The 26,461-nt window shown below is 72.1% G+C and carries 28 protein-coding genes; 5 read left to right on the plus strand and 23 right to left on the minus strand.

Translation table 11 applies throughout. The features are described 5' to 3' along the window. The 10 genes from ACWC9T_RS33525 to ACWC9T_RS33570 all read right to left on the minus strand — a co-directional run. Positions 1–446: carboxyl transferase domain-containing protein (locus tag ACWC9T_RS33525; RefSeq protein ID WP_449824852.1), on the minus strand; the 446-nt coding region annotated here is incomplete at its 3' end. A 211-nt stretch (positions 447–657) separates the two neighbouring features. Then, complete coding sequence (gene metK, locus ACWC9T_RS33530) at positions 658–1,851, minus strand: methionine adenosyltransferase (protein WP_449824827.1); 1,194 nt, start codon at positions 1,849–1,851, stop codon at positions 658–660. Positions 1,852–1,944: 93 nt separating this feature from the next. Beyond that, entirely contained in the window at positions 1,945–2,340 is a 396-nt protein-coding gene (locus ACWC9T_RS33535; protein WP_355676466.1) for a hypothetical protein, read from the minus strand. A gap of 39 nt (positions 2,341–2,379) precedes the next feature. Next, positions 2,380–3,621, minus strand: coding sequence for an NAD(P)/FAD-dependent oxidoreductase (locus tag ACWC9T_RS33540; RefSeq protein WP_449824828.1), 1,242 nt, complete (start codon positions 3,619–3,621; stop codon positions 2,380–2,382). Then, a complete protein-coding gene (locus ACWC9T_RS33545) occupies positions 3,618–4,130 on the minus strand; it encodes an SRPBCC family protein (RefSeq protein ID WP_449824829.1) in 513 nt (170 codons plus the stop codon). The genes ACWC9T_RS33540 and ACWC9T_RS33545 overlap by 4 nt, the downstream gene beginning before the upstream one ends. A 28-nt stretch (positions 4,131–4,158) precedes the next feature. Next, the gene (locus ACWC9T_RS33550) at positions 4,159–4,626 is read right to left on the minus strand and encodes an SRPBCC family protein (RefSeq protein WP_355676469.1); all 468 of its coding nucleotides are present in this window, start codon (positions 4,624–4,626) and stop codon (positions 4,159–4,161) included. Between the two features lie 5 nt (positions 4,627–4,631). After that, the gene (locus tag ACWC9T_RS33555) at positions 4,632–5,171 is read right to left on the minus strand and encodes an SRPBCC family protein (protein ID WP_449824830.1); all 540 of its coding nucleotides are present in this window, start codon (positions 5,169–5,171) and stop codon (positions 4,632–4,634) included. Between the two features lie 40 nt (positions 5,172–5,211). Continuing rightward, positions 5,212–6,615, minus strand: coding sequence for a coproporphyrinogen-III oxidase family protein (locus ACWC9T_RS33560; RefSeq protein ID WP_449824831.1), 1,404 nt, complete (start codon positions 6,613–6,615; stop codon positions 5,212–5,214). Positions 6,616–6,683: 68 nt separating this feature from the next. Next, complete coding sequence (locus ACWC9T_RS33565) at positions 6,684–8,093, minus strand: cytochrome P450 (RefSeq protein ID WP_449824832.1); 1,410 nt, start codon at positions 8,091–8,093, stop codon at positions 6,684–6,686. After that, positions 8,090–8,908, minus strand: coding sequence for a hypothetical protein (locus ACWC9T_RS33570; RefSeq protein WP_449824833.1), 819 nt, complete (start codon positions 8,906–8,908; stop codon positions 8,090–8,092). The genes ACWC9T_RS33565 and ACWC9T_RS33570 overlap by 4 nt, the downstream gene beginning before the upstream one ends. Positions 8,909–9,259: 351 nt before the next feature. Here ACWC9T_RS33570 and ACWC9T_RS33575 point away from each other — a divergent pair, with 351 nt between their 5' ends. Together ACWC9T_RS33575 and ACWC9T_RS33580 are read left to right on the plus strand one after the other, a co-directional pair. Then, positions 9,260–9,676 (plus strand): SRPBCC family protein, encoded by a 417-nt coding sequence (locus ACWC9T_RS33575; RefSeq protein WP_449824834.1) that lies wholly within the window; start codon positions 9,260–9,262, stop codon positions 9,674–9,676. A gap of 31 nt (positions 9,677–9,707) precedes the next feature. Then, the gene (locus tag ACWC9T_RS33580) at positions 9,708–11,180 is read left to right on the plus strand and encodes an MFS transporter (RefSeq protein WP_449824835.1); all 1,473 of its coding nucleotides are present in this window, start codon (positions 9,708–9,710) and stop codon (positions 11,178–11,180) included. Positions 11,181–11,276: 96 nt separating this feature from the next. Here the strand turns inward: ACWC9T_RS33580 and ACWC9T_RS33585 are convergent, their stop codons facing one another. The 3 genes from ACWC9T_RS33585 to ACWC9T_RS33595 all read right to left on the minus strand — a co-directional run bounded on the left by ACWC9T_RS33585 (position 11,277) and on the right by ACWC9T_RS33595 (position 13,890). Further along, a complete protein-coding gene (locus ACWC9T_RS33585) occupies positions 11,277–12,182 on the minus strand; it encodes a DNA-3-methyladenine glycosylase family protein (protein WP_449824836.1) in 906 nt (301 codons plus the stop codon). A gap of 3 nt (positions 12,183–12,185) precedes the next feature. Then, a complete protein-coding gene (locus tag ACWC9T_RS33590) occupies positions 12,186–12,713 on the minus strand; it encodes a MarR family winged helix-turn-helix transcriptional regulator (RefSeq protein WP_449824837.1) in 528 nt (175 codons plus the stop codon). A 127-nt stretch (positions 12,714–12,840) separates the two neighbouring features. Continuing rightward, positions 12,841–13,890, minus strand: coding sequence for an alpha/beta fold hydrolase (locus ACWC9T_RS33595; protein ID WP_449824838.1), 1,050 nt, complete (start codon positions 13,888–13,890; stop codon positions 12,841–12,843). A gap of 232 nt (positions 13,891–14,122) precedes the next feature. Between ACWC9T_RS33595 and ACWC9T_RS33600 the strand changes: the two genes are divergently transcribed. After that, positions 14,123–15,193 (plus strand): hypothetical protein, encoded by a 1,071-nt coding sequence (locus ACWC9T_RS33600; RefSeq protein ID WP_449824839.1) that lies wholly within the window; start codon positions 14,123–14,125, stop codon positions 15,191–15,193. A 75-nt stretch (positions 15,194–15,268) separates the two neighbouring features. On the opposite strand, the gene ACWC9T_RS33605 is transcribed toward ACWC9T_RS33600, so the two are convergent. The 10 genes from ACWC9T_RS33605 to ACWC9T_RS33650 all read right to left on the minus strand — a co-directional run bounded on the left by ACWC9T_RS33605 (position 15,269) and on the right by ACWC9T_RS33650 (position 23,337). Next, on the minus strand, positions 15,269–15,709 hold the full coding sequence (locus tag ACWC9T_RS33605; RefSeq protein ID WP_449824841.1) for a MarR family winged helix-turn-helix transcriptional regulator: 441 nt from the start codon (positions 15,707–15,709) through the stop codon (positions 15,269–15,271). Continuing rightward, positions 15,702–16,466, minus strand: a complete 765-nt coding sequence (locus ACWC9T_RS33610; protein WP_449824842.1) for a 4'-phosphopantetheinyl transferase family protein — start codon at positions 16,464–16,466, stop codon at positions 15,702–15,704. Before ACWC9T_RS33610 ends, ACWC9T_RS33605 begins: the two co-directional genes overlap by 8 nt. A gap of 3 nt (positions 16,467–16,469) precedes the next feature. Beyond that, positions 16,470–17,342, minus strand: a complete 873-nt coding sequence (locus ACWC9T_RS33615; RefSeq protein ID WP_449824843.1) for a cyclase family protein — start codon at positions 17,340–17,342, stop codon at positions 16,470–16,472. 57 nt (positions 17,343–17,399) lie between these two features. Further along, entirely contained in the window at positions 17,400–17,636 is a 237-nt protein-coding gene (locus ACWC9T_RS33620) for a phosphopantetheine-binding protein (protein WP_350743348.1), read from the minus strand. A gap of 48 nt (positions 17,637–17,684) precedes the next feature. Continuing rightward, on the minus strand, positions 17,685–18,914 hold the full coding sequence (locus ACWC9T_RS33625) for a beta-ketoacyl-[acyl-carrier-protein] synthase family protein (protein WP_449824844.1): 1,230 nt from the start codon (positions 18,912–18,914) through the stop codon (positions 17,685–17,687). 28 nt (positions 18,915–18,942) lie between these two features. Continuing rightward, complete coding sequence (locus tag ACWC9T_RS33630; protein WP_449824845.1) at positions 18,943–20,190, minus strand: beta-ketoacyl-[acyl-carrier-protein] synthase family protein; 1,248 nt, start codon at positions 20,188–20,190, stop codon at positions 18,943–18,945. A gap of 74 nt (positions 20,191–20,264) precedes the next feature. Continuing rightward, complete coding sequence (locus ACWC9T_RS33635) at positions 20,265–21,209, minus strand: ACP S-malonyltransferase (RefSeq protein WP_449824846.1); 945 nt, start codon at positions 21,207–21,209, stop codon at positions 20,265–20,267. 243 nt (positions 21,210–21,452) lie between these two features. Continuing rightward, a complete protein-coding gene (locus tag ACWC9T_RS33640) occupies positions 21,453–22,310 on the minus strand; it encodes a Scr1 family TA system antitoxin-like transcriptional regulator (RefSeq protein WP_449824847.1) in 858 nt (285 codons plus the stop codon). 140 nt (positions 22,311–22,450) lie between these two features. Beyond that, positions 22,451–22,822: a hypothetical protein gene (locus tag ACWC9T_RS33645; RefSeq protein ID WP_449824848.1), complete on the minus strand. Its 372-nt coding sequence runs from the start codon at positions 22,820–22,822 to the stop codon at positions 22,451–22,453. Between the two features lie 17 nt (positions 22,823–22,839). Then, positions 22,840–23,337 carry a hypothetical protein gene (locus tag ACWC9T_RS33650; protein WP_449824849.1) on the minus strand — a complete coding sequence of 166 codons (498 nt, stop codon included), beginning with the start codon at positions 23,335–23,337 and terminating at the stop codon, positions 22,840–22,842. Positions 23,338–24,059: 722 nt separating this feature from the next. Between ACWC9T_RS33650 and ACWC9T_RS33655 the strand changes: the two genes are divergently transcribed. Both ACWC9T_RS33655 and ACWC9T_RS33660 read left to right on the plus strand, forming a co-directional pair. After that, a complete protein-coding gene (locus tag ACWC9T_RS33655; protein WP_449824850.1) occupies positions 24,060–24,485 on the plus strand; it encodes a hypothetical protein in 426 nt (141 codons plus the stop codon). A 266-nt stretch (positions 24,486–24,751) separates the two neighbouring features. Next, positions 24,752–26,368 carry an alpha/beta hydrolase gene (locus ACWC9T_RS33660; protein WP_449824851.1) on the plus strand — a complete coding sequence of 539 codons (1,617 nt, stop codon included), beginning with the start codon at positions 24,752–24,754 and terminating at the stop codon, positions 26,366–26,368. Positions 26,369–26,461 lie beyond the last annotated feature (93 nt).

Below are 26,461 nucleotides of genomic sequence, written 5' to 3' on the forward strand. Positions count from 1 at the left end.
CGCTGGAAGATGCCGCCGTAGCCGGCCAGGGCGGTGACGCCCTCCTGGATGCGGGCGCCGGCGCCGTCGTTCAGCGACACCAGCGGCGCACCGGCGGCCAGGGCCATGTCCATGATCTTGTGGATCTTCTGCGCGTGGGCCTCGCCCAGCGCACCGCCGAAGATCCGGAAGTCGTGCGCGTAGACGAAGACCGTCCGGCCGTGCACCTCGCCCCAGCCGACCACCACGCCGTCGGTGTACGGCTTGCGGTCTTCCAGTCCGAGGCCCTGGGCGCGGTGGCGGCGCAGCGGTTCCAGTTCGACGAAGGTGCCCTCGTCGAACAGCACGTCCAGCCGTTCCCGGACGGTCAACTTGCCCCGGGCGTGCTGGCGTTCGGTGGCGTCCGCGCTCGGTCCGTCATAGGCCTCCCGGTGCTTGGCGGCCAACTGCTCGACGGCGGAGCGCATCTGCGGCCCGACCGCCGCGGTCCGGGGTTGCACCGGGGCCCGGACTGCGGCGGGCGGCGGGGTCGGGCTGCCGACGACGGTGCCGAGACGATCGGCGAGTCCGCTCTGAAGGATGGTCAACGTACTTCCCCTCTCGTGCTTCGGCTCTCGTGCCGCGGCCATCGTGCTGGAGCTCTCGTGCTGCGGCCCGACATCGTCCCTCGTCGGTGGATCAGAGGCCGGCGGCCGTGCGCAGCTCCGCCGCGCGGTCGGTGAGCTCCCAGGTCAGCTCCTCCGACTCGCGGCCGAAGTGGCCGTAGGCGGCGGTCCGGGCGTAGATGGGCCGCAGCAGGTCCAGGTCGCGGATGATCGCGGCCGGGCGCAGGTCGAAGACCTTGGTGACGGCCTCCTGGATGGTCAGCACCGGGACGGTCTCGGTGCCGAAGGTCTCCACGAACAGACCGACCGGCTCGGCCTTGCCGATCGCGTACGCGACCTGCACCTCGGCGCGACGGGCCAGGCCGGCCGCGACGATGTTCTTGGCGACCCAGCGCATCGCGTACGCGGCCGAACGGTCCACCTTGGACGGGTCCTTGCCGGAGAAGGCGCCGCCGCCGTGGCGGGCCATGCCGCCGTAGGTGTCCACGATGATCTTGCGGCCGGTCAGGCCGGCGTCACCCATCGGGCCGCCGACCTCGAAGCGGCCGGTCGGGTTGACCAGCAGCCGGTAGTCGCTGGTGTCGATGTCGAGCGAGGCGAGCTCGGGCTCGACCACGTATTCGCGGATGTCGGGGGCGAGCAGGCCCTCCAGGCTGATGTCGGCGGCGTGCTGCGAGGAGACCACCACGGTGTCCAGGCGCACCGCGCGGTCGCCGTCGTACTCGATGGTGACCTGGGTCTTGCCGTCGGGGCGCAGGTAGGGGATGGTCCCGTTCTTGCGAACCTCGGACAGGCGCTTGGACAGCCGGTGCGCCAGGGCGATCGGCAGCGGCATCAGCTCGGGGGTGTCGTCGCAGGCGTAGCCGAACATCAGGCCCTGGTCGCCGGCGCCCTGCTTGTCGAGCTCGTCCTCGGCGCCCTCGACCCGGGACTCGTAGGCGGCGTCGACGCCCTGGGCGATGTCCGGGGACTGCGAGCCGATGGAGACGGAGACGCCGCAGGAGGCGCCGTCGAAGCCCTTCTGCGAGCTGTCGTAGCCGATCTCCAGGACGGTGCGCCGGACGATCGCGGCGATGTCGGCGTAGCCGGAGGTCGCGACCTCCCCGGCGATGTGCACCTGGCCGGTGGTGATCAGCGTCTCGACCGCGACCCGGGAGGTCGGGTCCTGGCTGAGCAGCGCGTCCAGGATGGCGTCGCTGATCTGGTCGGCGATCTTGTCGGGGTGGCCTTCGGTCACGGACTCGGAGGTGAACAGGCGGCGGGCCATGGGTGCTCCGTAAGTGGTTGGCAACTGGGACGGACGGGCGGGGAAACGGCGGCCGGTACCCGCCGGTGGGGCGACGGGGACCGGCCGGGGCGGTCAGCTCGCTTCGAGCAGCCGCTTGAGCTGGACGAGCTCCTCGGCCATCTCGTTGCGCTGCCCGACCACCACGTCCTCGTCGACGTGGGGCGGCAGGTTGACGGTGAAGCGGACGGCCACGTGCTCGGCGTGCTCCTGGAGATCGAGCTCGGCCTCCTCCTCCTGGCCGCGGATCAGCGAGTGGATGACGTAGCGGCGGGCGCCGGCGCTCTCGGTGCCGGTGATCCAGGTCTCGATCGGGCCCATCACGGACTGCACCTGGAACCTGCCGTCCTTCTCGCCGTCGACGGCCTGGAAGAAGGTGGTCCACTCGGTCAGGTTGGGCATGTGCCCGAGGTAGGCGCCGACCGTGGCGAGGTCGCCCCTGATGTCGATGCCTCCGGTCACGGGGATCATTGCGGTTGTCCTCGCTCTCTTCGTGGTACGGGGCGGCCGTTACAGCAGGCTGAACTGCTCGCGGACGCCGCCGATCAGCTCGCGCGGCGAGCCGGGCGGCTCCTCGGCGCTGCCCCGCAGGGTGCTCTGCAGCAGGGCGGCCAGCGGCAGCACGGTGGGCAGGTGCGGGTCGGCGAGGCCGATCAGCAGCTGCTGGTGGGCGCCGTCCGCGAAGGTGGCCTCGCCGGCCGCGTCCGCGCCCTTGATCAGCGCGCCGACCTTCTCCTGGTAGCCGGCGACCACCGCGGAGCGCTCCTCGGCGCCCGGGGCGGCCAGGGTGTCGACGGCCGCCTGGCCGGCGAACAGTCCGGCCTGGACGGCGATGTCGATGCCGCTGCAGAAGAACGGGTCCAGGAAGGCCGCGGCGTCGCCCGCGATCGCGTACGACTCCCCCGCCAGCTCGGTGGCGCGGAAGCGCCGGTTGAGCGCGGGCAGCACCGGCAGCAGCTGGTCGGCACCGGCCAGCAGGGTCTGCAGCGGGGCGGCCTCGTCGACCTCGGCCCAGAACAGCGACTCGATGTCGCCGCCGTAGCGTTGGGCGTGCTCGTCACCGACCACCACGCCGACGCCGACCCGGCCGCCGCCCATCGGGATCACGAACACGTAGCCGTGGGTGATGCCGATGATGGTCATCGTGCCCTCGACCGCCAGCTCGTGCTCGCGCTCGGGCTTGAAGTGGCTGAACACCGCCTCGCGCGGGTCGAGTTGCTGCTCGGGCTCCTCCCGGGTGCCGAGCGCCCGGGAGACCAGGGCGGACTTGCCGCTGGCGTCGATGACGTACCGGGCGGAGAGCTCGGCGATCCCGGCCGGGGTGGCCGCGGTGAGCTTGACGCCGCTGCCGTCCGCCGCGAAGTCGACGTCGGTGACGGTGTGCAGCGGGCGGTAGCTCGCGCCCTGGCGGATCGCGTTGTCCACCAGGATCTTGTCGAACTTGGAGCGGTCCAGCCGGACCACGGCCGGCAGGTCGCAGCCGATCGCCCGGGACAGCGTCAGCTCCAGGCCGAAGCGGCCGGTGGCGTTGAGGAACCGCACCCCGGTGGCGGACCCGAAGGCCTCCTTGACGTCCTCCACGCCGAGCCCGCGCAGCAGCGGCAGGGTCTCCCCGGACCACGACTCGGGCAGGTGCGGGGCGGGCTGCATCCCCCGGTCCAGCAGCAGGACGCTCAGGCCCGCCTTGGCCGCGGCCGCCGCCGCGGTGGAGCCGGCCGGGCCGGCTCCGATCACGATCACATCGGTGGTCACGCGGCGGCTCCCAGGGCGGCGGGCGCAGGCTGCGCGCCCGCCTCGAAGTGGCTGACGAAACTGTCCAGGATCCGGCCGAGGCGGTCCTCGAAGCGACGCCGGTAGGCGTCCCGGTAGTCCTGGTGGGCGGGGTCGGACGGGCTGCCGCCCGGCTGGGCCGGGAGCAGCTCGTAGTTCCGCTCGGCGGTGACCAGGCAGCCGCCGTCCTGCTCGGTGAAGCGCCAGGCGCCGACGTGGTCGGCCATGCCGGGCGGCGGGTTGGGGCTGAAGAACTCGATGTCGCCGCCGGGGGCGAGGAAGCGGACGGTGCGGACGAACTCGATCCGGCCGTCGCGCTCCACCTCCAGGTCGAACTCCTGGTGGGCGCCGTCGTCGTAGTGCACCCGGACCGAGGTGATCCGGTCCCACACGGCGTGCCAGGAGGCGATGTCCCAGAACAGCGCCCGGACCTCGGCCACCGGGGCGGCGACCAGTCGGCTGACGCTCAACAGGTCGCTGCGGTCGGCCACTTCGGTCGATTCAAGGGGGCGGGCCTGCTCAGCGGGCGACATCGGCCTCGACCGCCTCGCGGAACAGCTGCAGGTTGTGCTGCAGGTGGCCGGAGAGCCGGCGGCCGAACTCGGCCTCGTCCGGCACCGGCGCGGCGGCCGGGTCGCCGGCGGGCGGCGCCAGCAGCTCGAACTCACGGGTGGCAGTGACGGTGGTGCGGCCGTCCTGCTCGACGAAGTTCCAGCGCCCGGTCATCCGCTTCAGCAGCGGCGGCGGGGTGGTCTGCACCAGCTCCAGCTCGTACGGGGCGCGGCAGTAGCGCACGCCGCGGACGGTCTCCTGACCGCCGGGGCGCTCCACCGTCATGGTGAACTCCTGGTTGTAGCCGTCGCAGTAGAGCACCTGGACGTCCAGGGTGTCCGGCAGGATGGCGGGCCAGCGGTCCAGGTCGGCGAAGGCGCCGTAGGCGGCCTCGATCGGGGCGTCGATGACGACGGTCTCGGTGATGGCGGCCACGGCGGTCACTCCCCGCCCTTGCCGGTGAGCACCTTGCGCCAGGAGTCCAGCGCCAGCTTGGAGTGGCCGGCCAGCATGGTCGTCACCTGCTCCTCGGTGCTCGCCTCGCCGGTGGCCGGGTAGACCAGCGGGGCGACCTCCTCGTGGAGGTTCCACACGTGGGTGACCTCGACGTGGGTGTGCTCCGGGTTGTCGGCGGCCTGGGTGAAGCGCCAGATCCCGCCGTGGTGCTTGAGGAACTCCGGCGGCTCGGGCTGGAAGAACTCGATCTCGCCCGGGCGGCAGTTGCGGATCGAGCGGACCCGCAGCTGGGAGCCGTCGGTCTCCGAGGCGACCGTCATGAAGAACTCCTGGTAGCGCCCGTCGTCGTAGCGGACGTCGATCTCCTGCACGTGCGGCAGGTACTGGGGCCACTCGCGGACCTCGAACAGCGCCCCGTAGACGGCGTCCAGCGGGGCCTCGATCACGAGGGTCTGCACGGTGCGGTGGGCGAACCCGGGGTGGGTGTCGATGGTGAGCCCGGCCGTGGGGCTGACGGTGGTCATCTCTGCTTGCTCCTTGGGCTGTTGTGCGTTCGGGCGGGTCTCAGGCGCCGAGCCAGTCCTCGCGGCGGCCGGCGAACAGGTCGACCATCGGGGTGTTCATGGCCCAGTGCGGGTGCTCCAGCGCGGTGGTCTCGCCCCAGAAGTCCGGGTTGGTGAACTCGAGCATCACGTTCATGTGCCACTCGCGGCCCAGCTGGGTGAGCGTGAACCTGTCGTCGGCGAGCTCGGCCAGGCCGCGGCTGAGGATCCGCTCGACCTCGGGCTTGAAGTCCTCCAGGAAGCTGGAGCCGAACTGGAACTCGTACTCCTTCAGGTCGACCGCGAAGGCCTGCAGGATGTTCATCACGTAGCGCTCCTTGCGGACCCGCGGGCTCAGCTGGGAGGAGACGGCCGAGATGAAGTGCTCGCCGCGGTTGACGGCGGCGATGTAGCCCTCGACGTCCTTGCGGCCGCCGACCCGGTAGTCGTTGATGAAGCTGTAGGCGCTCGGGCCGACGCCGAGGATCTCGACGTTGTTCCGCAGGAAGGTCCACTCGTTGTAGACGTTCTCCCAGCCCGGCCGGCAGAAGTGGTCGAACATGTAGTTGTGGAAGCCCATGTTCTCGGTGGCCTCGACCAGGTCCCGGTACATGTTGCGGACGTACTCCGACTCCTTGTCCACCAGCGGGGCGACCTTGCCCATCTTGATGAACTTGTCCTGCGGGGTGCCGGGGTGGATCCGGTACAGGTAGGTGGTCAGGTGCTTGACGTCGAGGTCGCGCAGCACCTCCAGGTCGCGCTGCCAGATCTCCCGCCGGTGGCCCGGCAGGTTGTACATCATGTCCATCTGGATGTTGCTGAAGCCGCGCGAGGACAGCTCGTTGATGGTCTTGACGGACTCCTGGGCGGCGTGCGGGGAGCCGATGATCCGCAGGATGCTCTCGTCGAAGGACTGCACACCGAGGCTGACCCGGTTGATGTACGAGTCGGCGACGTAGTCCAGCTTGTCCGGGGTGTAGTCGCGGGCGTTGCCCTCAAGGGTGAGCTCGTAGTCCTTGGCCACCGGGTAGTTGGCGAAGATGGTGTCCAGGATCCGCTTCAGGTACGCGGTCTTGAGCAGCGAGCCGGTGCCGCCGCCGATGTAGATGGCGCGCAGGCTGCCGGTCTGGAAGCGCTTGTAGGACGCCCAGCGCTCGAGGTCGGCGACGACCGCGTCGACGAAGCGCGCCTCCTTGTTGCGCGGGTCGTGCGGGGAGAGCTGGTCGACGAAGTACGGGCAGGAGTAGCAGCGCACCCGGCAGAACGGGATCGACAGGTACATCACGTAGTCCTGGCCCGTCTGGTCGAGCGCCAGCTGCGGCAGGAACTCCTGGCCGGAGCGGTTCTCCCAGAGCGCCGGCGGATACAGGATGAACGGGGTGGTGTACTTCTGCGGGTACGGCTGCGTGGTGGCGGGCGCGGTCATGCTCGGGTCTCCAATCGGACGTTCACAGGCTGGGAAGCTGCGGCGGCTTCGGTTCCACTGACACACCGTCAGGACGTGCTGCGCGGCTCGGCGTACATCGGCAGGCCGCCCTCGGGGCGGAGGGTCATCACCGGGCCGGCGACCACCCGGTGGCCCGGCACGGACCGCATTCGGAACTGCTGCACCACGGTGGTGAGCAGGAGCTGCGCCTCCATCAGCGCGAAGTGCACACCCAAGCACTGGCGTTGGCCGCCGCTGAACGGGACGTAGGCGTAGTGGTGCTGCTTGGCCTGGTTCTCCGGGGTGAACCGCTCCGGGTCGAAGCGCTCGGCGTCGGGCCAGTAGTCGGGGTGGCGGTGCACCACCCAGGGGCAGATGGTGATGCTGGCGTCCTTCGGCAGCGGCAGGCCGCCCACCTCGTCGGGGCCGTTGCCCCAGCGGGCCAGCAGGTAGATCGCCGGGTAGAGCCGCATCGCCTCCTGGATCACCATCCTGCTGTACGGCAGGTTCGGCAGGTCGGCGACGGTGGCGGTGCGGCCGGACAGCTGGGTGTCGACCTCCTCCTCCAGCCGCTCCAGCACCTCGGGGTGCTCGGCGAGCAGGTGGAAGGTCCAGGTCAGCGCGTCGGCGGTGGTCTCGTGGCCGGACAGCAGCAGGGTCATGACCTCGTCGCGCAACTGCTGGTCGCTCATCCCGACGCCGCCGTCCTCGTCGGTGACGGCCATCAGCAGGGAGAGCAGGTCCCCGGTGTCGACGGGGTGCTCGCGGCGGCTGGCGATGATGTCGTGGATGACCTCGTCCAGCTCGGCGACGTTGGCGTTGAACCGCTTGACGCTCGGCAGGAAGGGCATGTTGACCATCAGCGGGCCGAAGGGGTTGCCGAGCAGCTTGGCGAACTGCTCGCTGACCTCGCTGAAGGCCGTCCCGACCTTGCCGGCCTCGTTGATGATGTCCATGTTGAACAGCGTCTGGCCGACGATGTCCAGGGTGAGCCGCATCATCTCGGCGTCGACGTTGACCGGGCTGTCGTCGCCGCGGCTGCCGCGCTCGCGCCAGCGGTCCAGCATCCGCAGCGTCGCGCCGGTCATCATGTCGCCGTAGGTGGCGACCCGCTGCTTGGTGAACGCGGGCTGGATCAGCCGGCGCTGACGCTGCCAGAGGTCTCCGTCGCTGGTCACCAGGCCCTTGCCCATGACCCGGCCGAGCAGCAGGAAGGCCGGGTGCGGGGCCTTGCTGTAGTTCGCCGAGTTGGTGGCCAGCACGTGCCGGATGTGGTCCGGGTTGGAGAGGAAGTAGAAGTACTGGTTGGCCAGGAAGCGCACCTTGACGGCGTCGCCGTACTGCTGGAACACGTCGGTGAGCAGGGTGATCGGGTTCTTGGAGAAGCCGCGCGCCACACCGAGCGGGGAGCCGCCGGTGGCGACCGCCCAGGTCTTCGCGGGGCGGGCGGCGGCCCGCCGCTCCGGGGCGATGGTCATCGGTCCGCCCCCTTCCCGCCCTCGATGCCGACGGGCCGACCGATCAGGTAGGTGACCGGCGGTCCGCCACGACCCTCGGGCAACAGGGCGCCGGTCTCCCAGGAGTAGTCCGACGCATCGAGGTCGTGCACCATCTCTCGAAGCTCCTCAGTCGTGTAGGTGCGCAGGTTGGAAGCGATGCCGTCCCACATGAACGCGAGCGGCACCAGCGGCACGAGGTAGCTGAAGAACAGCCGGCTGTAACTGACCGGCCGCAGCCGGGCCGCCCATCCCCAGACCAGCAGCGGGCCGAGCGGGACGGTGAGCAGGATCGGCGCCCAGCGCCGCTCGGTGAACTCGAACACGGCGACGGCCTCGCGCCGCCGGTAGGCGTCCTTCAGCACCTGGCGGGCGGTGTGCGGCCGCAGGTGGTGGAAGCCGGTGAACAGGGTGCGCAGTCCGGACAGCCGCTCGGGCACCGCGGTCGCGTCGACCGACTGCGTCTCGAAGCGGGTCCGGCCGTCGCCGATCGTGCGGACCGCCGCGGCCAGCGCCTCCCGGTTGGGGTACTTGTCGGTGAGGACCAGCTCGACGTCGGCGTCCTCCTCGGCCAGCCGGCTCTTCAACACCGTCCAGGGGCCGGAGCCGCCCGAACACAGGTCGACGATCCGGCTGATGTCGTGCTCGCGGACCAGCTTGGCCAGCAGTGGCACCACCGGCGCGTACACGTCGCCGCGCAGCACGATGGCCTCGCGCAGCAGGTCGGTGATCGGGTTCCGCAGCACCGCGGGAAACCAGGACAGATCCTCGAACTCGAACAGGTGACGCCGTTTCATCGCAACTGACCTCGCTCCACTGGATGGCGCCGTTCGGATTTCTCGGCGGTCGACGCCGAACAACCCCCATACTCCGCACTGGAATTCGAGCGGACCATCCCCAAAACCATGCAGCGCTCCGGTCAAGCTCTGGCGACCCGCTGCATACCGACGCCGGATCGGCGCGCTTACCGCCTCTGAGCAGTCGATATGCCCGCATACAGAAGTCGCCGGCGAAGGCGCTCAAGCGGCGTTCAAGCGGGATTCGAGGGGGTCCCGCAAAAGCCGGTGAAGAATTGCCGGGCAACAAATTGCCGGATCGATGCGAATCATCGATGCGAATCCCTTATCACCGACGAAAGGACTTCCCCCATGTGGGAGTACGAGCACAGCGTGATCGCCGACGTCACCCCTGAGGCGGTCTGGGCCCTCTACAGCGACACCACCAAGTGGGAGAGCTGGGACCAGGGCCTGGACGCGATCGAGTTGCACGGCCCGTTCGAGGTGGGCACCAAGGGCCACCTGAAGCCCAAGGGCCAGGACGGCTTCCCGTTCACCCTGATCGAGGCCGAGCCCAACAAGCGCTTCACCGACGAGACCGTGGTCAACGGCCTGGTCCTGCACTTCATCCACATCCTGGAGGCGCAGGCGGACGGCCGCACCAAGATCACCCACCGGGTCGAGATCACCGGCCCGGCCGCCGCCGAGGCCGCCCCGCACGTCGGCCCGGCCGTCACCGCCGACATCCCGGCCACCGTCGCCCGCCTCGCCGAGATCGCGGCGGCCTGACCCGATCCCTTCCTCACCCCAGGAGGCGCACGTGTCCATCATCGAGTCCAGGACTTCCACGGAGACGGCGCCTCCCGGGGTGCCGTCGCCCGCCGCCCCGGCCGGCCCCGGCCACCGGGCGGCCAACGGGATCGTCCTGCTCCTGCTCTGCCTCAGCGAATTCATGATGTCGCTGGACTTCTCCATCGTGAACGTCTCACTGCCCGTGATCCAGGACAACCTCGGCTTCGGCGCCGGGGACCTGGTCTGGGTGGTCACCGCGTACGTCCTCGCCTTCGGCGGCTTCCTGATCGTCGGCGGACGGCTCGCCGACCTCTACGGGCGCCGGCGTCTGCTGGTGCTCGGCCTCGTCGGCTTCACCGGCGCCTCCCTACTGGCCGGACTCGCCGACTCGCCGGGGCAGTTGATCGCCCTGCGGGCCGTCCAGGGCCTGTGCGCGGCGGCCGTCACCCCCGCCGCGCTGGCCACCCTGACCACCACCTTCACCGGTGAGAAGGAGCGCCAGCAGGCGATGGGCGCCTGGGGCGCGGTGCTCGGCGCAGGCTTCGTCTCCGGCGTGGTCGGCGGCGGCGTCATCACCCAGTACCTGAACTGGTCCTGGGTGTTCTGGATCAACGTGCCGATCGGCACCGTGCTCGCCGTGCTCGCCGCCCGGCTGCTCGGCCCCGGCCGGGACGGCCGCCGGCCGCGCCGGATGGACCTGCCCGGCGCCGTCCTGATCACCTGTTCGGTGGTGGCCCTGGTCTTCGCGCTCTCCGAGAGCAGCGTGACCGGCTGGACCTCCACCCGGGTGCTGGGCGCGTTGGCCCTGGCCGCGGTCGGTGGACTGGCCTTCGCCGCGGTCGAACTGCGCAGCACCGAACCGGTGTTGCCGCTCGGCCTGCTGAAGCTGCGCCGGCTGGTGGTGGCCAACCTGGCCAATGTGCTGATGATGGGCTCGTTCTTCGGCCTGGTGTACACCGTCACCCTGTTCCTGCAGGACGTGATGGCCTTCTCCCCGCTGCGCACCGGCCTGACCTTCGCGGGCGCCGGGGTGGCGGGGCTGGCGGCCGGCGCGGCCTCCGAGCCGCTGGCCCGGAAGTTCGGCGCGACCCGGGTGCTGATCATCGGCGCACTGTTCCAGGCTGCCGCCACCGGGGTGCTGGCCACCCTGCCGACCAGCGGCACCCAGCCCTTCGTGTCGGCCTGCACCGTGGTGGTGAACTTCAGCGGTGTGGTGGCGATCGTGATGATCAACCTGGCCGCGACGGAGAACGTCGCCGACCAGGACCAGGGCGCCGCCGGCGGCCTGCTCAGCACCTGCGAGCAGATCGGCGGGGCGATCGGCCTGGCCGTGATCTCCACCGTGGCCGCCTCCCGGGCGCACCACCTGGCCGGCTCGGGGCACCCCGACACCCAGGCGCTGCTGGCCGGGGACCGCTGGGGCATGGCCACCGCGGCCGCCCTGGCCGTGGCCGGCGCGCTGACCGCCCTGGTCGGACTGCGCAAGCCGGCCAAGCGCTGATCGAGCGTCAAACCCAGAGCGCCCCACTGCGGTCCGACCGCGGTGGGGCGCTCTGTTGTGTGCTGGACGCCGGGTGCGCGACGTCGTGCCTTTCGGTCAGCCGCCGACGCGCAGGTAGTGCCCCCAGTAGCCCTGCCACGGCCCGTAGTGCTCGGCCAGCTTCTGGAACTCCGCCTCGTCGACGGGACGGCCGTAGACCCGCTGGACCGCCCGGCCCATCTCCTTGTCGAGCACGATCCGCTCCATCCGTCCGAGCCCGCGGATCAGCAGGAAGGACGCCGACCACTCGCCGATCCCGGGCAGCTTCAGCAGCTGCTCGCGGACCTCCTGGTACGGCCCGGTGCGCAGGAACCGCTCGTCCAGCTCCGCCCAGAGCCGCACCGAGCGGTGCAGGTAGCTCGCCTTGCGCTGGTTGCCGATCAGGGCGACCAGCTCCGCCTCCTCGAAGCGGGCCAGCTGGTCGACGTCCGGGAACGCCCAGAGCCGCTCGTCGCCCACGTCGATCCGGTTGCCGACCGCCTCGACCAGTGCCCGCTTCATCTGGCGGGCCACCGGCATCGGCACCCGCTGGCACAGGATCGCCCAGCAGAGCAGCTCGAACGGCGAGGGGAACTTGACCTGGTGGTAGCCGTGCAGCCGCTCAACCACCCGGGCGAACGGCCCGTCCTGCCGGGCCAGCCGGTAGAACTCGGTCAGGTCGTCGGAGAGCCCGAGGTAGAAGTCGATCCGGTCGGCGACCGCCGCCACGGCCTCGGCGGTGATCGGCTGCCCGGCGGCGAGCCGGCCGTCCAGCCCGGACGCCCCGGGCGCCGCCGTCAGGCGCACGCCCAGGGTCGTCCCGGCCTCCCGGACGGCCAGCGTGAGCGCCGCCTGCGCGGTGCCCTGCTGGCCGGCCATCGCCGGGAAGGAGCCGATGAAGCCGAGCGAGGCCCGGAAGTCGAACGGCTCCCGGGCGGGCAGCCGGATGTCCGTCAGGTGCAGGGCCGCCGCCTCCGTGGCCATGGCTCAGTCCTCCTTGCGGTTGCTGGGCAGTCCGGCCGCGAGCGGCTGGCCCCACTCGTCGGAGAGCGCGTACAGCACGGCGAGCGCGGCGTTGCGCGGGACGGGGGCGAAGAACTCGGCGTCGGCCTTCTCCACCGCGTACATCGCCTTCTCCAGCAGCGCGGCCCCGGCCTCGGTGACCTGCACCCGCTTGGCGCGGGTGTCCACCAGGTCCGGGATCCGCTCGACCAGGCCCTTGCTCTCCAGGGTGCGCAGCACCTGGCTGGTCATCATCGGGTCGGTGCCGGAGTGGTCGGCCAGGTGGCGCTGGGTGGGCGGGCCCTCCTGGGCGCCGAGCCAGCCGGCGCCCGCCAGCAGCACGAACTGCACGTGCGTCAGGTCGTGCGGCTTGAGGGCCGCGGCGATCGCCCGCTGCCAGGAGAGGGTGACGCGCCAGAGCAGGAAGCCCGGGCTCTCGGCCGGCTTGGCGGGCCGCTCGAAGTCGGCCTCCGGCTGGTTCTGCACTGCGGACTGGTTCATGGCGGTGCTCACTTTCCCTCCGTGGTCTGCACGTAGGTCTGCACGTACTGGATTTCCCACATAGGTGGGCCCCTCTCTCCACTTACTATGCGCGTTTACTATATCGGATACAAGCATCCCGGGCGACCCGGCGGCCGGGTCAGATCAGGGCCAGTTCCATCGCCCTGGCCACCGCCATGCCCCGGCTGTTCACCCCCAACTTGACGTTGATGTTGGCCAGGTGGCGGGCCGCCGTGTGCTCCGAGATCCCCAGGATCCGGGCGATCGCCCGGTTGGAGAGCCCGTCCCGGGCCCGGCCGATCACCGCCAGCTCGCGGTCGGTCAACAACCCCCGACCGGGGTTGGCGAACGCCGCGAGCTCGGCCAGCACCGCCTCCGGGTCGGTGAAGTACGGCAGCGAGGCCCCGCCCGGCAGGGTCCGGCTCACCGCCTCCGGGAGCGCCTCCACCATCCGGCGGGCGACCGCCGCCGGACACAGGTAGCTGTCCTCCCGGCGCAGCAGCAGCGTGGGAACGGCCACCTCGGCCAGCTCCGACCACGCGTTCAGCGCGCAGGAGTCCAGGAACAGAGCGGCGGCGGCCTCCGGCTGGGCGCACATCCGCTGGTAGTCGGCGTACCAGCGGACCTCGTCCGGCCTCGTCCCCGGCAGCAGCAGCTCGGCCACCAGCCGGGAGCCGAGGTGCCAGTCCGCCCGGACCAGCCGCTCCACCGCGCCGGGCAGGTCGTTCGCCAGCCCGTCCGGGTGGTCGCGGTCCGCGGTGAAGGACGGCGCGGTGCCGAACAGCACCAGCCGGCTCACCCGGTCCGGGTACCGCGAGGCGAACAGCAGGGCCAGCGGACCGGCCAGCCCGCTCGCCAACACGATCACCCGCTCCTCCGCGCACGCGTCCACCACCGCTGCCAGGTCGGCGAGTTGACGCTCCCGGGAAAAGTCCGGCTCCTCCTCGGCGGACATCCCCACCCCGGGCGGGTCGTAGCGGATCACCCGGAACGACTCGGCCAGCGAGCGGTGGAAGTCACCCACCGGCCCGACCGACCAGTCCACCGACAGGTGCGAGACCCAGCCGGACAGGACCAGCAGCGCCGGGCCCTCGCCGCCGGCCGTCCACGAGATGTGCCGCCCGCCCTCGACCAGGCGGCGGCGGACCAGCGGTGCTTCCCCGCCTCTTGCTCCGGTCGGCCTGCTCATCCCTTGCTCTTCCCCCTTGCTCCAGCACCCACTTGCCGTTGCTGTGCTGATCGCAGCGTAAGGAAGCCCGGGGCCTGGGAGCTTGAGCCGAACTAGACGCCGACAGGACCGGGCGGAGTACGCAGGTCGGGGCAGACGGGCCGGACCGCCCTGCACAGTTCTGGGGATGGAACCCCCGTCGACCGCCCCCGCACACTGAGGTCCGGAAGGCAGGGGGAAAGGAAGGCCCAGGATGACGACGACCGCCGAGGAGACCGTCTGGACGTCCGTGGTGCACGGCGCCGTGCACGGCGCGACCGTGACCGACCTCGGCGGCCCCCACCCCATGTCGGTCTCCACCTGCGGGTTCACCGAGGCGCAGGCCCGGCGCGGCGCGCTCGCCCGCTACCACGCGGCCCGCGCGCTGCAGGACGCCGCCAACGGCCCGACAGCCGTCGGGTCGGGACCGGTCCGGGCGCTGCGCCCCGCGGACTTCGTCCCCGGCGGATCCGAACCCGGCGCCGAACCGAGCGCCGCCACGCCGCTTCCCGCGCTCTCCGGCGTCGGCGCGGTCAGCGGGCTGCGCTACCTCGTTCCGGCCCGGATCTTCTTCTCCGCCCCCGTCCCCGCCGCCGTGCGCGAACCCGTCCTGGCCGGCGCCGCCACACCCGGCCCGGTGCTCGCCGAGGTGCTCGCGCTGGACGTCGCGGCCCGCTGGTGGCGCCACCCGCACACCCGGTTGGCCGACGCCACCGTGCTGCTGTCCGACCGGCTGCCGGAGGAGGTCCGCCGGGCGCTGCCCGCGCAGGGGCTGACGGCGGAGGCGTTCCTGTGGACCTCGGTCGGCTTCGCGCTCGGCATGGTCGTGATGCACCGCGGCGACGGCGAGGCGGCGAGCTTCGGGGTGAGCGGCCGGGAAACGCCCGGCGCCGCCCTGGAGGACGCCTTCCTCAAGGCGATGGCCGCCCGGCTTGGCCGCCCGCCGGGGCCCGGCTCCGGCGGCCGGACGGTACGACCCGGTGCGCACCGCGCCCTGCGCACCCGCTTCGCGCCACCGACCGGCCCGAGCGGCACCCGGGCGCTGACGGCCTGGCACCAGGGCTCCGAGCAACTCGCGCTGCTGCGCCGCCATGCCGTCGGGCGGCTGCCCTCCGGCGCCTGGCCGGCCGTGGACTGGGTGGAGCTGGCGCACCGGCGGTTCGGCCACGAGCCGGTGCTGGTCACCCTGCCGACCGCGGACGGCGGACACACCGTCCAGGCCGCGTGTCCGGGGGCCGAGGTCTACCGCGCCTCGGCCGTCTCGGTGCCGAGCTTCCCTTTCTGAGCCTTCGGTGCTTGTGAGCTTTACGTGTCCCGGCGTCCATGCGCCGGGCCTTCGGCATGCCGCCGGGGGCCTTCGTCACACCGCCAGCAGGTCGAGCAGTCGCTCCAACGCGCCGCGGTCCGCGGCGGCCAGGCCGGCCAGCAGGTCCTCGTCCACCTGCCGTTCCAGCGCGGCGAGTTCGGCGGCGAGCCGGACGCCCGACTCGGTCAGCTCGATCCGGTAGGCGCGCCGGTCGGCCGGGTTGCGCCGGCGCACCACCCAGCCCTGCTCCTCCAGCTGGTCGATCAGCCCGACCATGCTGGTCCGGTCGATCCCGAGCTGTTCGCCGAGGGCCTGCTGGGCGCTGGGGCCCTGGGCCACCAGGGTGGCCAGCACGGCGTGGTCCTTGGGCCGCACGCCGCGGTCCGCGAGCGCCTCGGCCAGCCGGTCGGAGAACCGGTCGGCCGCCAGGCGCAGCAGCCGGCCGGGTCCGGGCTCGGGCCGCCGGGCCGTGGCGGTGTCCGCCGTCTCAGGCATGGACCGTCACCTCCTTGAGCAGATTGTCATGCGCGATGATAGTCAGCTCTAGAGATGATTTTCCAGACCCCGTGCCCGAATCGCCGGGCCCGGTCCTCGCCGGCTCCTGCGGCTCCCGGGCAGCGGGCAGCGCCACCAGGGCGGCCGCCAGCCCGGCACCGTGGGCCAGCGCCACCGGGACGCGCCGCCCGTCCACCGTGCGCAGCACCGGCGCGCCCGCCTCGGTACGGCCCCAACGGGTGCGCCCGGCCGTCCGGCCGACGCCCGCGCACAGATCCTCCCAGGCCCGCCGTCCGGCCAGCCGGGCGGCCGCCGAGTGGGCCAACTGCCGCTCCCGGCGCGGCAGGCCGTCCGGAACCGCCACCAGGGAGGCCCGCAGCCGTGGCGGCGGGCGGTGGCCGAGGCCCGGGGCCGCGACCACCGCCGCCAGCACCGAGGCCCCGACCTCCCGCACCGCGCCGCACAGCACCCGCGGAAAGCCCGGCGGGTGGCGGCCGCCCGCGATCCGGACCACCCGGGCCCCGCCCCTGGGCGGCGCCACCTCGATCCCGCGCCAGCCGACTCCGTCGAAGCCCGTCCCGAGCGCCTTGAGCACGGCCTCCTTGACCGCCCACACCTCGGTGAGCGCACGCGGGTCGGCCGCGGTGGCGGCGAGCTCTCGCTCGGTGAACGCCACCGCGGCCACCTGCGGGGTGCGCCGCAGCCGTACCGCCCAGTCCGCGACGTCCGAGACGTCGACCCCCAAGCGGACCACCACGGCTCAGTCCGCCTCTCGCCCGTCCGGCTGTCGCCCGTCCGGCCCGGCGGCGGGCCAGGCGGGGCCGGCGGGGTGCGCGGGGGCCTGCCCGGTCGGGCCGACCATCGCGACCACCCTGGTCCAGCCCGCGCCCGCGCCCGCCACGGCGACCGGGAAGCAGGTCACCATGAAGCCGGTCGCGCCGGGCAGTTCCTCCAGCCGGTTCAACTTCTCCAGCTGCAGGTACTCGTTGATCCGCCCGTAGATGTGGGCGGGCCACAGGACCTCGCGGTCACCGGTGCGGTGGTACTCCTCGACCATCGCGGCCATCGGGCGGTCGAGCCCCCAGGCGTCGATGCCGATCACCTTGACCCCGCGCTCCACCAGGAAGGCGGTGCCCTTCCCGGAGAGGCCGGCGTACTCGGTGAGGTACTCCGCGGTGCCCCAGTGCTTCGAGGCGCCGGTCCAGAGCAACACGATGTCGCCCGGGGACAGTTCGTGCTCGGCCTCGTCCAGCGCGGCGATCAGGTGGTCCACCGTGATCGCGCTGCCGACCGGCACATGACGGACGTCCAGGCGCACGCCCGGCCCGTAGCACCACTCCAGGGGGACCTGGTCGATGCTCTTCGCGGGCGCACCGCCGGACTCCGGCCCGTAGTGCAGGGGCGCATCCATGTGCGTCCCAGTGTGGGTGGTCAGCGTGACGGTCTCGTTGGAGACCGCCATGCCGTCTGGGAACGCGTCCGGACCGAGTCCGAGCACGACGGCACCGGTCTCGTGGTCGAGCACCTCGACCTCGACCGGGGTCGCCTCGCTCGGGGTGTCCTGGACGATGACGCTCAGGTCGATCAGCCGGAGCCCGGGCACCGCAGGCGGTGGGCCCTCGTGCTCTGTCATCACGCCTCCTCTCCTCGCCTGTCGACGGTCTCGCCCACCGGGCGGGCGGGCCGCAGTTCAGATCCGGCCGTCCAGGAACTCGACCAGCTGGGCGACCGTACGGACGTTCTTCAGCGCCTTGCCGTCGGGGGCCTGGCCGCCCACCAACGAGGCGACGGTCTCGACCAGTTCGGCGGAGTCGATGTCCAGGTCGGCGCGCAGCTGCGCCTCCGGGACGATCTCCTCGGCCTCGATGCCGAGTTCCACCAGCACGGCCTTCAGGCGGTCGAAGGTGGACAGGGTCTGGGTACTCATCTCGGTTTCTCCCTCGACTGGTTGAATGTGGTTCCTTCTGACGTTTCGTCAGTTCACGTCGCCGGCGGGCCCGCGCAGCACCAGGGCCGCCACGGTGCCGTCCGCGCCGCGCGCGTTGACCAGCGCGGTGCGTACCCGCCGCACCCTGGGGGCGTCGACGATCAGGTCGAGCTCGGTGGCCTCCCGCTCCCCCGCGGTGATCCCCGCCACCGGCGGCACCGCCCCGTTGCGGATCGCCAGCAGCGCGGCCAGCAGGTCCACGGCCGGGGCCGCGCCGAGCAGGTGGCCGGTGACCGGTTTGACGGTGGTGCACGGCACCCGGTCGACCGCGCCCGCGCCGAGCAGGTCCTGCACCGCCCGGACCTCGCCGGCGTCGGCGTAGACCGTGCCCTGCGCGTCCAGGGCGATCAGGTCGAGGTCCTGCGGGGCGACCTCGGCCTCCTTCAGCGCGGTCTGCGCCACGTGGGTCAGCACATCGGTGCCGGTGCGGCCGAAGACCTGGTCCGAGCCTGCGTGCCCGGCGGCGAACCCGGCGACCTCGGCGAGGATCTCGGCGCCGCGCGCCCTGGCGCTCTCCTCGGCCTCCAGGGTGAAGACCACCGCACCCTCGCCCACCAGGTAGCCGTCCGCGCCGGCGCCGAACGGCCGGTAGTCGCCCGGGGTGAGCCGCCCGCTGGTCTCGCAGAAGGTGTAGGTGTACGGCGTGACCGGCGCCTCGGCGCCACCGGCCAGCATCGCGTCCGCACGGCCCTCGGCGATCGCCCGCACCGCGTAGCCGATCGCCACGGCGGCGCTGGCGGTGTCCGCCGCGACGGTCTTGGAGAAGCCCTTGATCCCCCACTTGATGCTGATCTGGCCCTGCGGGGCGGTCGGGAACCAGGCGGAGGCGATGTACGGGCTGACGCCGGTGTAGCCGACCTGGCAGAGCCGGCGCATGCTCTCCTCGGTGATCTCCCAGCCACCGAACATGTTGCCCAGGTAGACGCCGACCCCCTCGGGGGCCTCGGCCGGGTCCAGGCCGGAGGCGGCCAGCGCGTCCTGCGCCGCGACCAGGGCCAGCTGGCAGAAGCGGTCCATCCGCTTGCGCAGCCGCAGCGGGATCGAGGCGACCGCCTCGTCCCCGGCGACGCCGGCGCGGTGCGCGGTGTACTGCTCGGTCGGGAAGCGGTCGATCTCGCTGACCGCCGGGCGGGCCGCGCCGACCAACTCCCAGAACTGCTCCGCGGTCCGGGCGCCCGGGAGAGCCAGCCCCACCCCGGTGATGACGACCTTGCGCATCTCGTGTCCTCTCTTTCCGTTGGGTGGCTCAGGCGCGGCCGAGGACGACCGTCGAGTGGATGCCGCCGAAGCCGCTGGAGAGGCTGGCGATGGCGTCCACGGTCGCCTCGCGGGCGGTGTTCGGGATGTAGTCGAGGTCGCAGTGCTCGCCGGGCTCGGCGTGGTTGACCGTGGGCGGCAGCCGGTGCTCGTTCAGCGCGAGCACGCAGGCCACGAACTCCAGGGCGTTGGCGGCGGCCAGCGCGTGGCCGACCATCGACTTGATCGAGCTGACCGGCGTCCGGTACGCCTGCTCACCGAGCACCAGCTTGACGGCGTTGGTCTCGCAGACGTCGTTCTGCGGCGTCGAGGAGCCGTGGGCGTTCACGTAGCCGATCCGCTCGGCGGGCAACCTGGCGTCGTCCAATGCGAGTTGGAAGGAGCGCGCGAGGTCGGTGCCGTGCTCGGCCAGGTCGGTCATGTGGAAGGCGTTGGCGCTGCTGCCGAAGCCGAGCACCTCCCCGAGGATCACGGCGCCGCGCTTGCGGGCGTGCTCCCACTCCTCCAGCACCGCGATGCCCGCGCCCTCGGCCAGCACGAAGCCGTCCCGGAACCGGTCGAACGGCCGGGAGGCGTGCTCCGGGTCGTCGTTGCGCACCGACAGCGCGCCGATCACGTCGAAGCAGGCGACCACGAACGGGGTGATCGGCGCCTCGGCGGCCCCGGCCACCATCACGTCGGCGTCACCGCGGCGGATGGCGTCGAACGCGAAGCCCACCGCGTCGTTGCCGCCGGTGCAGCCGGTGGTCAGGGTGACCGCCGGGCCGTACAGGCCGAAGGCGTCGGCGACCGCGGCGGTCGGGGTGTTGAAGGTCGCGGACAGGTGCAGCCGGCGGTGCGCGGCGGCCACGTCGATCGGGCCGGTGCCGCCCGCCGTCAGGCCCGGGAAGTGCTCGGTCATGAACTTGGTGCCGCCGATCGCGTTGGCGATCACCACACCGGTGCGGAACGGGTCGACGTCGCCCGTTCCGTCCAGTCCGGCGTCGGCCATCGCCTCGTACGCGGCGGCCAGGGCGATCCGGACCACCCGGTCGTCCCCGTCCGGCTCCTCGGCCGGGCTGCCGGGCAGTACCACCGGCGGCAACTGGCCGGCGATCTGCGAGTTGAATCCCGCGGCATCGAAGGAGCCGATGCGGGAGACGCCGTTGCGGCCCCCCCAGAGACCCTCGGCGAAGTCCTTCTTTCCGATGCCATTGGGGGCCAGGACCCCCAGGCCCGTGATCGCGACTCGACGCATCGCGCTCTCCTTGTCCCTCTCGGTCGGTGAAGTAATCGGTGCTCAGTGCTCTTTACGGCCGGTCGGGCCAGGTGCTAGGCGACCAGCAGGTGCTCGTCGCCCACGGTGAGGGCCATCGCGTCGCCCCACCCGGCGCAGGAGGCGGAGACCGCCTTGCGGTCGAACTGCCGCAGCAGGCCGCGCAGTACGGTGCCCGGACCGACCTCGATGCAGGTGTCCACGGCCTCCGCGCGCAGCGTCTCCATCACGCCGACCCACTCGACGGGGGCGGCGATCTGACGGGCCAGCAGGCGGCGGTAGGAGTCGAGGTCGGTGACCAGTTGACCGGTGATGCTGCTGATCAGCGGGGTGTGGCCGGAGTGCAGCGGCAGGTCGGAGATCAGCGGGGCCAGCCGGTCCTCCGCCTGCGCCATCAGCGGCGAGTGGAAGGCGCCGTGCACCTCCAGCGGGATCACCGCCTTGGCGCCCCGCTCCAGCAGCACCCCGGACAGCAGCCGGACGGCCTCGCTCTCCCCGGAAACCACCGACTGGCGCGGGCTGTTGGCGTTGGCGACCACCACCGTGCCGGACATCCCGGCGGCGGCCATCCGCACCGTCGCCGGGTCCATCCCCAGCACGGCGGCCATCGCCCCCGGCGTGGCGACACAGCAGTCCGTCATCTCGGCCGCCCGGTTGGCGACCACCACCAACGCGTCGTCCAGGTCGAGCCAACCGCCCGCCACCAACGCCGAGTACTCCCCCAGGCTGTGCCCGGCCACCACGGCCGGCGCCAGCCCGAGCAGGTCCAACTCGGCCGTCAGCGCGCAGGACAGCGCCAGCACGGACAACTGGGTCGGCACCGTCTCGGTCAGCCGTTCGGCCGGACCGACCAGCACCGCCTCCTCGATGTCCTGCCCGACCATCGCCCCGGCCCGTCGCAGCACTTGTCCGAAGAAGGGCGACCGCTCGTACAGGTCGGCCCCCATGCCCACGTGCTGGCTGCCCTGCCCGGGGAAGAGGAACGCGTACCGGTGCCCCATGAGCTGCCACCCTCTCTGTGCATCACCATTCTTGAAAGTCAGCATGACTGATGGTTTTGCAGACTGTCAATCAGCTCATCAGACCATCAGTTCCCTTCGCTCAGCCCCCAACCCACCCCCACACACACGCAAAAGGGCCCGGTTCGGACACTGTCCGAACCGGGCCCTCTCGCCCGCTTGTCACTGTCTTCCCAGCTCAGGGATCGTTCGCTGAGGCTCCCGAACGAACCGACAGCCCGGCGCCTACCGAGCCTCCGGCGCCGCGAGATGGATCGCCATGATCGTCGCCGCGGCGTCGAAGCCGAGCACCGGGTCGGGCCGGTCGGAGAGCAGACTGGCGTAGAGCGGGCGGTAGTGGGCAACCTTCCGCGCGGTCCGGCCGTCGTTGCCGAAGGCAGCGAGCAACTCGCCCTCCCGGGCAGCGAACCCGGTCATGGCGGTGTGGTCGATCCAGACCTCCACGCCCGAGTGCCCGAGCACGAGGCTGCTCTCCTTGCTGCTGGAGCCGGTCAACCAACTGCTGAGCAGTCGCGCCGATCCCGCCTCGTCCCGGGAACGGAATCCCACCGTGCACCACGCGCTCGCGCCGCCGTCCGTCTGCCGGAGTGAGGTGAGTTCGGTGAGGTCGACGAAGCGGGTGAGCATGCTGAGCTGGTTCACCCCCGAGTCCGTCCAGCTGGAGACGTACGAGGTGAAGGCCTCCGGCCCGCGCAGGACGTACGGGTCGTAGAACGCCGACGTGACGGCCGCGTACTCCTCGGTTTGTAGCAGCCCCTTGGCCACATGGATGTCGTAGGACTGCAACTCCACCGCCTCCGCCTCCAGCTTGGCGGCATCCCGGAAGAACGCGGGGTACCGGGCCCGCGCGACCTCGTCCTTCATCGCGATCAGTACGCCGCCCGCATTCAGCTCCCGATCCGCCTTCTCGATCAGCTCCGGCCGGGGAATCCGCCGGCCGAGCTCCACCGAGGCGATCTGGTCCTCGCCGTACCCCAGCCGCGCGCCCAGCTGGGCCCGGGTCAGACCCCCGCGCTCACGCAGGAGCTTCACCTGCCGCCCGAAGGAGCGCTGGAAGCCTGCCCCGTCATCCTGTTCCGCCACGTCGGCCACCTCCGACCCACAACCCTCAACGACACCGCCCACCGCACCAATACCACCAGGCATTCGCACACGATCGGCTACCGAAACGATACGGACCGCAACGAGCTGACGTGTCCGAAAATCCAGCGAATTCACGCTCGCTACGCCGCCGCGCCGCGCAGCAGGCCGCGCGCGCGTTCAGCGCCTCGCCGGTTGCGTGCAACAGCAGCCGCATCGGGCCCGGCCTGGCGAGGTGCAACTCCCGCGCACCGTCGGCAGATCACGCCCCCACCCGCCACCGGATCCGCGCAGCGCGCGCATTCCCCCACGCCGCCGGCAGCGGCACCAGCCGCGACCACCACCACCGGCATCCCCCGCTCCAGGCGCGCCCGCACGAAGCCCGCCGGCGCGAGCACGTGCGAGGGCAGCCCGCCCAGCAATGCTTCCCGCAGCCGCCCCACGTCCGGATCCCGGGCGAGCCAGCCCGCCACCAGCGGTGCGAGGTCCAGGACTTCGACCGCCCCCAACCGCAAGCGGCGGTCCCGGGCGGTCAGCCGCCCGAGCAGTCCAGCCGCAGCGGCCCGGGCCTCCCCGTCGACGTCATCACCCTCGACCACCTCCGCCGCCGCGCGGGAGGAGGTGTTCTCCTCGCTCTTCTCCCCCTGGGGGAAGTGCCGACGTCCCGGCCCTCCCTCTCACCGAGTGCCGGGTTTCGGACCGAACTGCGCCAGGCAGCCTCGATCTCGTCCGCCTCCGTCAGCGGCACACTGCTGACGAGGACGCGAGTCGTCCACGTGCCCTTCGTCGGGTGCTGGGAGCGCCGGACGTGCAGATAGCCCTCCTCGATCAGCTGCGCCCGCGCACCGGCAACGGCCGTACGCCCCTCGGGCATCCGTTTGCCGATGGTGAGGATGGTGTCCCGGCTGCCGGGCGGCAGCGACAGCGCCCACAGCAGCAGCGTCTTCGCCGTGGCCCGCAGACGCGGGTGGCGGACGATCTCGTGTGACGCCCGCACATAGCGTTCGGGCGCGATAAAGTGCACGTGCATGAGGAGGTCCAACTCCCTGTGCCCGACCCCGGGGTGTTGGCCGCACCGCCGGGGTCACCTATTGATCTGTAGCCAGACGGTAGCACGCAGTGACCGCCCCTCCCCTCGTCCCCGAATCCGTGATTCGCGCCCGAGGGGGCCGCGGGCAGGGCGGCGGCCAGCGCCCGGCCCCGGGCGGCGGCCCGTCGGCCGGGGCCCGCGACGGCGGGCGGCGGGGGCAGGGCTCGGAAGCGATCGGGCGACGTCAACTCCTCGGGTGTGTCAGGACTTTGGAGGAACATCCCCCGGCCGCGCGGAGAAGGCCGATCTGGACGACGGCACCGCCCGGCCACGCGGAAGCCGGCGGTGAACACCGGCGGCTGAGAACGACCACGCTCTGCGGTTTGCGGACGGCGGCACGGGGGAATCCCGGCGGAAGAGCTCGGGATTCGACGAGACTGGGCGATCCGACGGGCCCGACGCGGCACCGGACGGCCCGCATACCTTCCCCGGCGCCTTCCGCCGCCGGGTCACCGGCCCGGCCCTTGCGGGCCGAAGGGTCCCGGACCTCCTTAAGTCTTTCGGTGCCGACCGTCATCCGCTCCGGCCCCCGCAGCCCCTACGTTGGGCCACGGCCGGGGCGCGGGATGCGCCCCGGCCGCCCCGGGCGACAGTCGACGCCCGATCGGTCGCGGACAGGGCCGGCCCCGACGCCGGGCCGGTCGGGGTGGGAGGACGGACGGATGGCAGTGGGCAAGGCCGCCACGATCAAGCAGGTCGAGCAGGCGGTGCGGGAGATGGATCCGACCGATCCCCCGCTCACCGTCTTCGGCGTGTTCCTCGACAACAACCCGTGGCTCTCCTGCCTGCTCAGCGGCGGCAACCTCGACGCCGACACCTACTTCGTCACCGCCACCGCGCGGTCCGTCCACTTCCACCAGGTCAGGGCCAAGGGGCTGGGGCAGCGGCCGGGCGACCTCGTCCACAGCTTCGACCGGGTGGGCGCGGCACGCCGCATGGGCGAGGTCCGCCGCCAACTGCTCTGGAGCTCCTTCCCGTTCGCCCTCCCCGGGCACGACGCGCCCACCCGGATGAACGTCCGCCTCGGCTGGCGGAAGGAGTTCGCACGGTTCACCGCCGACCTGGACACGGCCGCCGCACGGCGCTGACCCCCGGGCGGCAGCGACCGGCGCGACAGCCCGCCGGGAGGTACCGGGAAGCCCCGAAACCCCGGGCGGACCGCACCGAGAGATTTCCCGAGAACATCCTGACGCATTGTCAGTTCACGACTTGATCCGACGGGATCGAGAGTCCGGCCCCTCGGCCAGGCACGACGGGACGGAACGCGCCGCCGCGCGGGACCACCGACCGTCGACGGCCGGGGCCGTCCATACCGAACCACCGTCACACCCGATCCCGCTCGACAGGAACCACCATGACCACCCACCGGACCGGCCGCCGCCTAATGCTGGCGGCACTCGCCGCCGGCAGCCTGCTGCTCACCACCGCCTGCAACGACCTGACGCCCGACCAACCGGCTGACGCCGGCACCGTCAGCTCAGCCGGCACCGCCGCGAAGCCCGCCGGAGCCGACGACCCCCGGCTCGGCGCGTTCTACGGCCAGCACATCGACTGGCACGCCTGCCAGCCGGACTCCGATAGCCGACCGGTCGACCTGACCGGGCTGCAGTGCGGCGAACTTCGCGTTCCGCTGGACTACGCCAACCCGGCCGCCGAAGCGCTCGGCGTCGCGCTGGTCCGGCTGCCCGCAGCCGGCCCCGCCCAGCGGGTCGGCTCCCTGGTGGTCAACCCCGGCGGACCCGGCGGGTCCGGCGTGGAGATGGTCGAAATGGGGCGAAAGCTCTTCGACGGCGCCCTGCACAACCGCTTCGACGTCGTGGGGTTCGACCCGCGGGGCACCGGGGCGAGCTCCCCGGTGACCTGTCTGACCGACCGGCAACGGGACGACCGCAACCAGGTGGACCTCCCCGTCGACCCGGCGAAACGTCGTGTGGTGCTCGAACAGCGGAACAAGGAGTTCACCGCCGCCTGCGCGGCGAAGTCGGGCAAGCTGCTCCCCTTCGTCGGCACCCGCAACACCGCCCGCGACCTCGACGTCCTGCGCCAGGCGCTCGGCGACCCGAAGCTCAACTACCTGGGCATCTCCTACGGCACCTTCCTGGGCGCGCTCTACGCCGAGGAGTTCCCCGCCCGGACCGGCCGTCTGATCCTGGACGGCGCGGTCGACCCCGCCGCCGACACCCTGGACGAGTTCACCGACCAGATCATCGGCTTCGAGTCCTCGCTCCGGCGCTTCGCCGACGACTGCGTCCGCGCCCACGCCGCCGAGTGCCCGCTCGGCAGCGACCCGGACACCGCGGCGAAGAACGCCGCGGACTACCTGGAGAGCCTGCACGACCACCCGCTGGACACCGCCGACGGGCGCAAGCTCACCAGCGACCTGGGCTGGGCCGGCACCCAGGCCCTCCTCTACGGCGACGAGACGGACGCCTGGCCGGCCCTGCGCGCCGCCCTCACCATGGCCATGGTCCGCCAGCGCGGCGACCTCCTCCTCGCGTCCGCCGACCACTACAACGGCCGTGACAAGAAGGGCCACTACACCACCCTCAGCGACTCCAACAACGCGATCTCCTGCGCCGACGGGGCCGCCGCCGCGCCGTCCCCGGAACGCGCGCAGCAGGTCGTGGCCAAGCTCAAGGCCAAGGCCCCGCTGGTCACGCAGGGCGTCTCCGTCGAGGACTACCAGCACGGCAGGTGCGAGAACTGGCCCTTCAAGTCTGCCGAGAAGCCGCACGTCGTCCGGGCCGAGGGCAGCGCCCCGATCCTGGTCGTCGGCAGCACGGGCGACCCGGCCACGCCGTACGCCGCCGCGGAGAACCTGGCCAAGGGCCTGGCCCACGCCACCCTGCTCACCCGCGAGGGCGAGGGGCACGGCGCCTTCGGCCGGGGCAACACCTGCATCGACGCGGCGTACGAAGCCTATCTGGTGGCCGGCACGATGCCCGCCCCCGGTACCCGCTGCGCCAACTGACACCCGAGCCCGCCGGGCCGGGGGGGGGGGGGGGCCCCCCCCCCCCGCCCCCCCCCCCGCCGCGCCCCCCCCCCCCCCCCCCCCCGGGGGGCC

Source organism: Kitasatospora sp. NPDC001159 (genome assembly GCF_053598235.1).

Coding starts and splice junctions, on each gene's coding strand:
- metK (WP_449824827.1), bottom strand. CDS start 1,851: ATGGCCCGCCGCCTGTTCACCTCCGAGTCCGTGACCGAAGGCCACCCC.
- ACWC9T_RS33535 (WP_355676466.1), bottom strand. CDS start 2,340: ATGATCCCCGTGACCGGAGGCATCGACATCAGGGGCGACCTCGCCACG.
- ACWC9T_RS33555 (WP_449824830.1), bottom strand. CDS start 5,171: ATGACCACCGTCAGCCCCACGGCCGGGCTCACCATCGACACCCACCCC.
- ACWC9T_RS33560 (WP_449824831.1), bottom strand. CDS start 6,615: ATGACCGCGCCCGCCACCACGCAGCCGTACCCGCAGAAGTACACCACC.
- ACWC9T_RS33565 (WP_449824832.1), bottom strand. CDS start 8,093: ATGACCATCGCCCCGGAGCGGCGGGCCGCCGCCCGCCCCGCGAAGACC.
- ACWC9T_RS33570 (WP_449824833.1), bottom strand. CDS start 8,908: ATGAAACGGCGTCACCTGTTCGAGTTCGAGGATCTGTCCTGGTTTCCC.
- ACWC9T_RS33575 (WP_449824834.1), top strand. CDS start 9,260: ATGTGGGAGTACGAGCACAGCGTGATCGCCGACGTCACCCCTGAGGCG.
- ACWC9T_RS33585 (WP_449824836.1), bottom strand. CDS start 12,182: ATGGCCACGGAGGCGGCGGCCCTGCACCTGACGGACATCCGGCTGCCC.
- ACWC9T_RS33595 (WP_449824838.1), bottom strand. CDS start 13,890: ATGAGCAGGCCGACCGGAGCAAGAGGCGGGGAAGCACCGCTGGTCCGC.
- ACWC9T_RS33600 (WP_449824839.1), top strand. CDS start 14,123: ATGACGACGACCGCCGAGGAGACCGTCTGGACGTCCGTGGTGCACGGC.
- ACWC9T_RS33605 (WP_449824841.1), bottom strand. CDS start 15,709: ATGCCTGAGACGGCGGACACCGCCACGGCCCGGCGGCCCGAGCCCGGA.
- ACWC9T_RS33615 (WP_449824843.1), bottom strand. CDS start 17,342: ATGACAGAGCACGAGGGCCCACCGCCTGCGGTGCCCGGGCTCCGGCTG.
- ACWC9T_RS33620 (WP_350743348.1), bottom strand. CDS start 17,636: ATGAGTACCCAGACCCTGTCCACCTTCGACCGCCTGAAGGCCGTGCTG.
- ACWC9T_RS33625 (WP_449824844.1), bottom strand. CDS start 18,914: ATGCGCAAGGTCGTCATCACCGGGGTGGGGCTGGCTCTCCCGGGCGCC.
- ACWC9T_RS33630 (WP_449824845.1), bottom strand. CDS start 20,190: ATGCGTCGAGTCGCGATCACGGGCCTGGGGGTCCTGGCCCCCAATGGC.
- ACWC9T_RS33635 (WP_449824846.1), bottom strand. CDS start 21,209: ATGGGGCACCGGTACGCGTTCCTCTTCCCCGGGCAGGGCAGCCAGCAC.
- ACWC9T_RS33650 (WP_449824849.1), bottom strand. CDS start 23,337: ATGCACGTGCACTTTATCGCGCCCGAACGCTATGTGCGGGCGTCACAC.
- ACWC9T_RS33655 (WP_449824850.1), top strand. CDS start 24,060: ATGGCAGTGGGCAAGGCCGCCACGATCAAGCAGGTCGAGCAGGCGGTG.
- ACWC9T_RS33660 (WP_449824851.1), top strand. CDS start 24,752: ATGACCACCCACCGGACCGGCCGCCGCCTAATGCTGGCGGCACTCGCC.